The organism is Leclercia tamurae (assembly GCF_025566055.1).
In the GTDB taxonomy this organism is placed as follows: domain Bacteria; phylum Pseudomonadota; class Gammaproteobacteria; order Enterobacterales; family Enterobacteriaceae; genus Enterobacter; species Enterobacter tamurae.
Window position 1 is genome coordinate 1 of the sequence record NZ_JAMHKS010000022.1, and the last position, 266, is coordinate 266.

1 rRNA gene is annotated in these 266 nt (G+C 50.4%); it reads right to left on the bottom strand.

The features are described 5' to 3' along the window. Window positions 1-266 (bottom strand): 23S ribosomal RNA (locus M8318_RS00100); the annotation flags it as partial.

The window sequence follows — 266 nt, forward strand, 5'->3', positions numbered from 1 at the left end:
GGTTTCGGGTCTATACCCTGCAACTTAACGCCCAGTTAAGACTCGGTTTCCCTTCGGCTCCCCTATACGGTTAACCTTGCTACAGAATATAAGTCGCTGACCCATTATACAAAAGGTACGCAGTCACCTGACGAATCAGGCTCCCACTGCTTGTACGTACACGGTTTCAGGTTCTTTTTCACTCCCCTCGCCGGGGTTCTTTTCGCCTTTCCCTCACGGTACTGGTTCACTATCGGTCAGTCAGGAGTATTTAGCCTTGGAGGATG